Raw genomic sequence first — 8281 nt, 5'->3', positions numbered from 1 at the left:
CATTCTATCAGGACGGTTTTGCTTGAAAGGAGAAAAAATATGGAGAAAACATATATAGGCTATGCCCGTGTTTCGACTGAGGAACAAAACACTGCTCGGCAGCTCCATTCATTTGAAGCCTACACTGAAAAAATAAAAAAAGTATTCATCGACAAGCTGAGTGGCAAGGATAGAAACCGTCCTCAGCTAAAAGCTATGCTTGAATATGTACGTGAAGGCGATGTGGTTGTCGTATCGGACTTCTCTCGACTTGCGAGAAGTACAAAGGATATGTTACAAATCGTTCAGGAACTGACCGATAAAGGCGTAGGTCTTATCAGCCTGAAAGAGAATGTTGATACCGATACTCCACAGGGACGGTTCATGCTGACTGTTTTCGCAGCTCTGGCAGAGCTTGAACGTGAAACAATTCTTCAACGTCAGCGTGAAGGTATAGCACTTGCAAAGCAGCAAGGGAAGTACAAAGGACGTAAACCTCTCCCCTTCAATGAAGAAAAGTTCAGAGAAGAATGTAAAAAGTGGCGCAACGGCGAACAAACTGCTGTTGCTACTATGAAGAAACTCGGAATGAAGAAGAATAGGTTTTATCAGATAGTGAAGAAGTTAGGGATATAAACAATAGTTAATTTATAATAAGCCAAACGCAAATCATACACAGGGTTGTGATTTAAAAAAATCTACAAATAGTTTTAAAGGTTTAGCTCTTTGATTTTATTTTTTTAAACTTATACAAATTCATCTTTTTTCTTTGTCTATGATATCAATTGATTCTTTTTTTAGAATATGATAAGATAAAATAAAATGAAAGGAGGAATAGAACAATGTTTCGTTAATCTAATTATATAAACAAATTAATTATGAAAAGATGTGCCTTATAAGGAGGGCGAATAAAATGATGTCGAATAATATAATTAAACACAGGCTTTTTTCGTTAATCACTTGTCTCTCGGTAATTGTAGCGATAATTGGAAGTACGTGTTCAAAAAGCATGGGTAATATGAATATAATAAGAAGCTTTGCTCTTGACGATTCAGATTCTTCTGATGTAATTACAGAATATTCTCAAGTAGAAAACTGTATGTTTCCTATGAAAGGAAATATAACAATATGGCAGACTGCTTACGAAAGTGGTTATGACATAGAAGGTGAGGAAGCGACACATGAAGATTCATGCGCGATGGATATATCATCGGAAAGCGGTTATCTGTGTGCTCCATTTACGGGAAAAATTACAGGATACGCTCCTGATAAATGTAACGAAATTGTTTTTACATCTGACAATAAAGTTAGAGTTCCAACTGGGGAGCTTTGTAGAGTATCAGTTTATGCACTTCATTCATCTAATACAGATATTGAAGAAAAAATGAATGTAAGTTACCCACAGGGAACTGAATTGATAATGCAAGGAGATACTATAAGCAAAGGGGTTTCATACAGTGAAAAATATGGTATTCACTTTGATATTCAAGTTGTGAAAAGAGCAACAAGTGATTTTGCTGATAATGCCGCATACAATGGAGACGAATTGCACTATAATTGCTTTTTTATTAATGATGAAGTAGTTTTAAATTCTGCTTATGCAAGGGCAACTGTAAATGCAAATTACGATCCATATGAAGGAAGATGGGATGAAAAGGGTGTGTTTAGCAATATTGATTCAAACCACTCAACATTAAAAGTATCAATACCTATTTCAGTGATGCGTGATGAAAATGATAACGATGATAGAATTAAAGATCCGACAGATATATTAATCAAAAATATTGAAATGAGAGATAAAATAAAATACATAGCAAAAAACTATGCTTCTCTTGATTATGATAGTCTAAGTGAATGGGAGAAGAAAGTATATGATTCAGCAACATATGAATTTTGTGATGATATTCCTACTAAAACTCCACCAGAGACCATTACAGTTAAATTTAATGCTGGAAGTGATGCAGTTTGTTCTGAAAACGAACGATCTATCATAAAGAACACTTGCAGCATATACGAATTCCCTACTCCAACAAAGGAAGGATATATTTTTGAAGGTTGGTTTAATGAGGACTTTACGCAAGAGTATACCAATCTTTCTGAAATAAATGAAGATATAGAATTATTTGCTAAATGGGTGAAACAAGACTACTATATATATAACGGACATACATATAAACTTTTTTATCGTAATATGAACTGGACAAAAGCAAAAAAATATTGTGAATCATTAGGCGGACATTTGGTGACAATCGGCTCACAATACGAACAAAAATTTATTGAACAAATTATAAAAAATGAAGAATACGACGGTTCTTATATCATTGGATTATACTGTGATGAAGATACTTTAAAATGGAAATGGGTAGATGATTCTCCTTTAACTTTTAGTAATTGGAATAGTTACGAACATAATGGAGAAACCGTTTTTATGCCTGATAATTATACCGGAAGCGAAATGTTTGGATACATGTTTTCCAAGCAAACAGAATATATCGAATGGATAGCATATGCAAATAAATGGGATGATCATGAAGATATGGTATCTCCGTTTATTTGTGAGTGGGATTATGAAGGTGTAGACTTCAATGATGAATTACAAACATACAATGGACATTCATACTATGTCTTTTCCGGAGTTTGTGACACATGGGAAGAAGCTCAGAAATATTGTGAGAAGCGAGGAGGATATCTTGCAGTCATTAATGATGAAAAGGAAAACTCTGCTGTATTTGAAATAATGAAAGAACTCGGTTTCGATTCAGCATATTTCGGATATACAGATAAAGGAAAAGAAGGAAATTGGAAATGGGTTTCAAATGACAGCTCAAAATACGTCAATTGGAACAAAGTCGAAGATGAGGACGGATACGTTGAACCTAATAACGGAAAAGGATATACAAATGAAAATTATGCTATGTTCTATTTTAAGTACCCTGACGGTACATGGAATGATGGCGATTTCGGATTTATGACTGAAGGTGGCGATAAAGCATTTATATGCGAGTGGAATAATATTTCGTCACAAGAAAATATAATCGGTGATCCGAATTCAGACGGAAAGATAGATGCAAACGATGCAACACTCGTTCTCGTTAACTATTCACTGCTTTCAACAGGAGGAGCGATTCTACTTACAGATGCACAGCAGAAAGCTGCAGACGTAAATGAAGATAGCAAGATAGATGCTTCTGATGCTACTATGATACTGCAATACTATTCGTACCTCTCTACAGGCGGAGAGTTAGCGATCAAGGAATTTATGCAGCAGAACGGTTGATACAAATATCAACGCACATGCATTCAACGACAGCCCTCTCCTCCTCGGAGAGGGTTCACTTTTTTCGTTGACTTTCACAATATTTTGTGATATGATGAGAAAAAGCTTTTCTTTTCAATAAAGAACAGCATGGATATTGGAGGGATGACCGTGACCGATAAAGAACAGAAAAAAGCAGCTAAGGACTTCGCAGAACGTTGGGAAGGCAAAGGCTACGAAAAGGGACAATCACAGCAGTTCTGGATAGATCTATTAGTAAACGTATTCGGAGTTAAGGATATAGCAGGATTTATAAGCTTTGAGGATCAGGTAATGCTTGACCACACAAGCTTTATTGACGGATATATAGATTCAACTCATGTAATGATAGAACAGAAAAGTTTAGGGAAGGATCTGAGAAAAGGCATAAAGCAGTCAGACGGCTCTATGCTGTCTCCGTTCCAACAGGCAAAGAGATACGCTGCGGAGCTGCCGTACTCAAAGCGTCCTCGGTGGATAATAACCTGTAACTTTGCAGAATTCCTTGTATATGACATGGAGAAGCCGAACGGTGAACCTGAGCAGATACTCCTCAAGGACTTGGCAAAGGAATATTACAGGCTCGGCTTCATAGTTGATACAGCCAATGAGAATATAAAGAAGGAAATGGAGATCTCCCTGAAGGCAGGAGAGCTTGTCGGAAAGCTCTATGATGCTATCCTCAGACAGTACGCTGATCCGAACAATGAAGACACACTGAAAAGCCTTAATAAGCTCTGTGTACGTCTTGTATTCTGCCTGTATGCGGAGGATGCAGATATTTTCGGCAAGCATCAGATGTTCCATGACTACATGAAGCGTTTCTCTGCCCGTGATTTCCGCAAGGCTCTGATAGAGCTGTTTCAGATTCTTGATACAAAACCCGAAGACCGTGATCCATATCTCGATGATGATCTGGCAGCGTTCCCATATGTCAACGGAGGTCTTTTTGCAGACGAGCATATAGAGATACCTCGGTTTACTGAGGAAATAATTGATATTCTTCTCCGTAATGCAAGTGAGGATTTCGACTGGTCGGGAATCTCTCCCACTATATTCGGAGCTGTATTTGAGAGTACACTGAATCCTGAGACAAGGCGCAGCGGCGGTATGCACTATACCTCGATAGAGAACATTCATAAGGTCATTGATCCGCTGTTTCTCGATGAGCTTCACAAGGAATTTGAAGGAATAAAGGATAAATACAAGGTTGATAAGACAAAGAAGGCAAAGATAGAGGAATTCAGGGACAAGCTTGCAAGTCTGACCTTCCTTGATCCTGCCTGTGGCAGCGGAAACTTTCTCACTCAGACTTACATAGAGCTGCGCCGACTTGAAAATGAAGCATTGCAGTTCGTTCTTGACGGTCAGATGATGTTTGACATTGATCCGATAAAGGTCAATATTTCTCAGTTTTACGGCATCGAGATAAATGATTTTGCTGTAACGGTTGCAAAAACGGCATTATGGATAGCAGAAGCTCAGATGCTCCAAGAGACAGAAAAGATCGTTGAGCGCACTATTCCTTTCCTTCCGTTGAAGTCCTACGCAAATATTACCGAGGGCAATGCTCTGCGTATTGATTGGGAGAGCATTGTATCAAAGGACAGACTGTCATATATAATGGGTAATCCGCCTTTTGTTGGTGTTAACTATATGTCTGATTCTCAACGTGAAGATATGGATAATATTTGGATTGGCGTTAAAAGAGGAAAGCTTGATTATGTTACTTGTTGGTATGTTAAAGCTGCTGATATAATGAAAAACACAGAGATTAGAACTGCGCTTGTATCAACAAACTCTGTTTCTCAGGGAGAGCAAGTAAGTGTTCTTTGGAAGAAACTATTTGATGAAGGAATTCATATTGATTTCGCCCATAGAACCTTTATCTGGGATAGTGAAGCGAGTTTAAAAGCTCACGTTCATTGTGTGATTATCGGATTTAGTTATGCTCAGAATAATAAGAATAAGTATATATATTCTTCTGGAAGTGTTTCCGAAGCCAAAACAATTAATGGATATCTTCTTAACGCTCCTGTTGTAGTAATTGAAGAACGAAGTAAACCTCTTTGTGATGTTCCTGCAATAGTTAGAGGAAGTCAAGCTACAGATGACGGTTATTATCTGTTCACACCAGAAGAAAAAAACGCATTTGTAGCTAAAGAACCACAGTCTGAAAAATTCTTCAAACGCTTCATGATGGGAAGAGAATTTATAAATAATATTGAACGTTGGTGTTTATGGATTCCGGATATAAGTCCAAAAGAATTAAAGAGTTGTCCAGAAGTGATGAAAAGAGTACAGGCAGTCAAGGAGTTAAGACTTGCAAGCAAGAACAAGCAGACACAACAGGCTGCAAATATTCCTTGGAGGTTCGGACAGTATAGACCTCCAGCAGAGCATTTTATTGCTTTTGCAAAGGTATCTTCAGAGCATCGAAGATACATTCCCTTTGGTTTCTTAAATGATGATATTATTCCCGGAGATAAATTATTTACAATACCTAATGCTACTCTTTATTTACTGGGCGTACTCACTTCCAATGTTCATATGGCATGGATGAGAACAGTATGTGGTAGATTAAAGAGTGATTACAGTTATTCGACTACTATTGTTTATAATAATTTTCCGTGGTGTACGCCTACGGACGAACAAAAGGCAAGGATTGAGCAAACAGCACAGGCTATACTGGATGCAAGAGCGCTCTACCCAGACTGCTCCCTCGCCGATCTCTACGATGAAACAACTATGCCACCTGAGCTGCGAAAGGCTCATCAGGCTAATGATCTGGCTGTCATGGCTGCTTACGCCTTCGATAAGAAGATAACCGAAAGCGAGTGCGTGGCAGAGCTGATGAAGATGTATCAGAAACTGACAGAAAAAAAGTGACCTTTATTTTGATTTGTTCCGGAGGTGTTTGTAATGGATGAAAACAAAAAAATCGCAAGACGTATAAAGAAGGCTAAGCTCACAAAGAATGTGAAGCTCATAAGTAAAATATTGCCCATTATAATAGGTGTAATATGGCTTGTCTTTTCAATTATAATGGTCGTTATGCTATCAGACAAATATACAGATATATATCTTTTCGGACTGCTTTTCGGTAAAGCTGCGTTTATTGCTTTCGCCGGGATCGTTCTTCTTGTTCTTCTCTTCTTTTCCTTCAAAAGTGATGATTCTTCTCAGGCAAGATATATCGTTCTCTTTGTCGGAGTGCTCTGGATAGTATTTGGTATACTGTTTTGCAGCGACGATCTGAAAAATACTTTCACAGAACACAAGAATACAAAACGATATACTATCTCGCTCCCCGACGGAAAAGAAGTCCTCTTTTATGAAGAAACCGCCGAAGATGAGAATACGATCGCATCCATTGAATTCTATAAAAAGGATCTGTTCCTCGTCCGTAAGCTCGGCAGTTTTGGAACTTCTTTTACCGATAACGGCAGTAAGCTCCCCGAATACTCATATAACGAAGAAACAAAAGAGATCACCTTCATTCCACCCGAGGAATTCTATGAAGAATATGATGATCCTGAATCTATAGCCGATTTCTTAACGTTTAGTCTGGATTGATGTTCCTTCGTGATGATGAGTGAAAAAAATTGTATTCAGCTCGTTATCGTTGATATAAGTATCAACGGTGATAAATATATTTTTTAGGAGGATGAAAAAATGAGAATTAATAAAATACTTGCAATGGCAATGGCGATGACTGTTGTTTGTGGAGGAACTGCTCCCTTTGCAGCTGATCTGCCTGAGTTTTCAATAACGGCTGATGCGGCGGACGCTGTTGAAACAGGAAAGCTTGGCGACGATATCACATATACGCTTGACAGCAATGGCACTGTAACTATTAGTGGTACGGGAGATATGTATGATTATGATGGAATAATTACGACTTCGCCTTTAGAGGGAACCGCTGATAAAATAACATCTGTAGTAATCTCTGATGGGATTACAAGTATCGGAAGCGGAACATTCAGTAATTGTACTCTCATTGATTCAATAACTATCCCAAATTCTGTTACAAGAATAAGAGATAATGCGTTTTTTGCTTGTACAAGCCTTGAATCAATTACTATTCCTGATTCTGTTACATGCATCGGAAATGGCGCGTTTATGTATTGTTCATCTCTTGCCTCAATAACTATCCCAAGTTCAGTTACAAGTATAGGTTATTCTACATTTTTTTCTTGTAATTCTCTTGAATCGATTACTATTCCAAATTCTGTTACAAGTATTGGAGTACAAATGTTCGCTGGTTGCTACTCACTTAGCTCAATAACTATTCCAAATTCAGTTACAAGCATTGAGTCAATGGCATTTAGCGATTGTGAATCTCTTGAATCAGTAACTATACCAAATTCTGTTACAAGCATAGGAAGTTGTGCATTTTATAGAACAAAATGGCTTGAAGAGAACACTGATAAAACGCCTCTATTTGCTGTTAATGGTATTCTTATCGACGGAACAAAATGCTCAGGTGATGTAGAAATTCCTGATTCTGTTACAAGTATAGGAGATAATGCGTTTTGCAATTGTAACACCCTTGTCTCAATAACTATTCCTGATTCTGTTACATGTATAGGAGATGGTGCGTTTGCAGGATGCAATTCTCTGAAGTGTTATACTGAAAGAGCAGTCGACAAACACCCAAAAATCTGGTAGAATATAAGTAACAAAACCGGAAAGGGAAAACGACTATGAAGTACAGTAAAGAATTCAAAGAAGAAGCATTAAAGCTCTCGGATGAGATCGGACTGAAAAAGGCTGCTCAGCAGTTAGGTATCCAGTATTACACACTGTCTGATTGGCGTACAAAGCGAAATGCCGCTGCCAAAGCTAAGAAGTATCAGATGACCGACGAAGAGCTTAAGCAGCGTAATCTTGAGCTTGAGCGCGAAAATGCCGAGCTTCGCAAAGCAAATGATATTCTCAAGGACGCACTCGGTTTTTTCGCAAAAGACCGGAAGAAGTAAAGACAAGCGAACGTCACCTGTTCGT

At 38.0% G+C, this 8281-nt stretch carries 6 protein-coding genes; all 6 read left to right on the top strand.

Annotated features, from left to right (window positions below; translation table 11 throughout):
* Positions 1-39: 39 nt before the first annotated feature.
* The 6 genes from BT127_RS16045 (at position 40) to BT127_RS16020 (ending at position 8256) form a co-directional block, all read left to right on the top strand.
* A complete protein-coding gene (locus BT127_RS16045; protein WP_075425967.1) occupies positions 40-615 on the top strand; it encodes a recombinase family protein in 576 nt (191 codons plus the stop codon).
* 277 nt (positions 616-892) lie between these two features.
* Entirely contained in the window at positions 893-3256 is a 2364-nt protein-coding gene (locus BT127_RS16040) for a lectin-like protein (RefSeq protein ID WP_075425966.1), read from the top strand.
* Positions 3257-3406: 150 nt separating this feature from the next.
* On the top strand, positions 3407-6163 hold the full coding sequence (locus BT127_RS16035; protein ID WP_075425965.1) for a DNA methyltransferase: 2757 nt from the start codon (positions 3407-3409) through the stop codon (positions 6161-6163).
* 33 nt (positions 6164-6196) lie between these two features.
* Positions 6197-6850, top strand: coding sequence for a DUF308 domain-containing protein (locus BT127_RS16030; RefSeq protein ID WP_075425964.1), 654 nt, complete (start codon positions 6197-6199; stop codon positions 6848-6850).
* A gap of 99 nt (positions 6851-6949) precedes the next feature.
* On the top strand, positions 6950-7945 hold the full coding sequence (locus tag BT127_RS16025) for a leucine-rich repeat domain-containing protein (RefSeq protein WP_075425963.1): 996 nt from the start codon (positions 6950-6952) through the stop codon (positions 7943-7945).
* 35 nt (positions 7946-7980) lie between these two features.
* Positions 7981-8256 (top strand): transposase, encoded by a 276-nt coding sequence (locus tag BT127_RS16020; RefSeq protein ID WP_075425924.1) that lies wholly within the window; start codon positions 7981-7983, stop codon positions 8254-8256.
* Positions 8257-8281 lie beyond the last annotated feature (25 nt).

The organism is Ruminococcus sp. XPD3002, assembly GCA_900119535.1.
Classification (GTDB): domain Bacteria; phylum Bacillota; class Clostridia; order Oscillospirales; family Ruminococcaceae; genus Ruminococcus; species Ruminococcus flavefaciens_H.
This window is presented reverse-complemented; position numbering and strand designations above follow the sequence as displayed.

Excerpts from the sequence above, each read along its gene's own strand:
- BT127_RS16045 (WP_075425967.1), top strand. The coding sequence starts at position 40 with ATGGAGAAAACATATATAGGCTATGCCCGTGTTTCGACTGAGGAACAA.
- BT127_RS16040 (WP_075425966.1), top strand. The coding sequence starts at position 893 with ATGATGTCGAATAATATAATTAAACACAGGCTTTTTTCGTTAATCACT.
- BT127_RS16030 (WP_075425964.1), top strand. The coding sequence starts at position 6,197 with ATGGATGAAAACAAAAAAATCGCAAGACGTATAAAGAAGGCTAAGCTC.
- BT127_RS16025 (WP_075425963.1), top strand. The coding sequence starts at position 6,950 with ATGAGAATTAATAAAATACTTGCAATGGCAATGGCGATGACTGTTGTT.
- BT127_RS16020 (WP_075425924.1), top strand. The coding sequence starts at position 7,981 with ATGAAGTACAGTAAAGAATTCAAAGAAGAAGCATTAAAGCTCTCGGAT.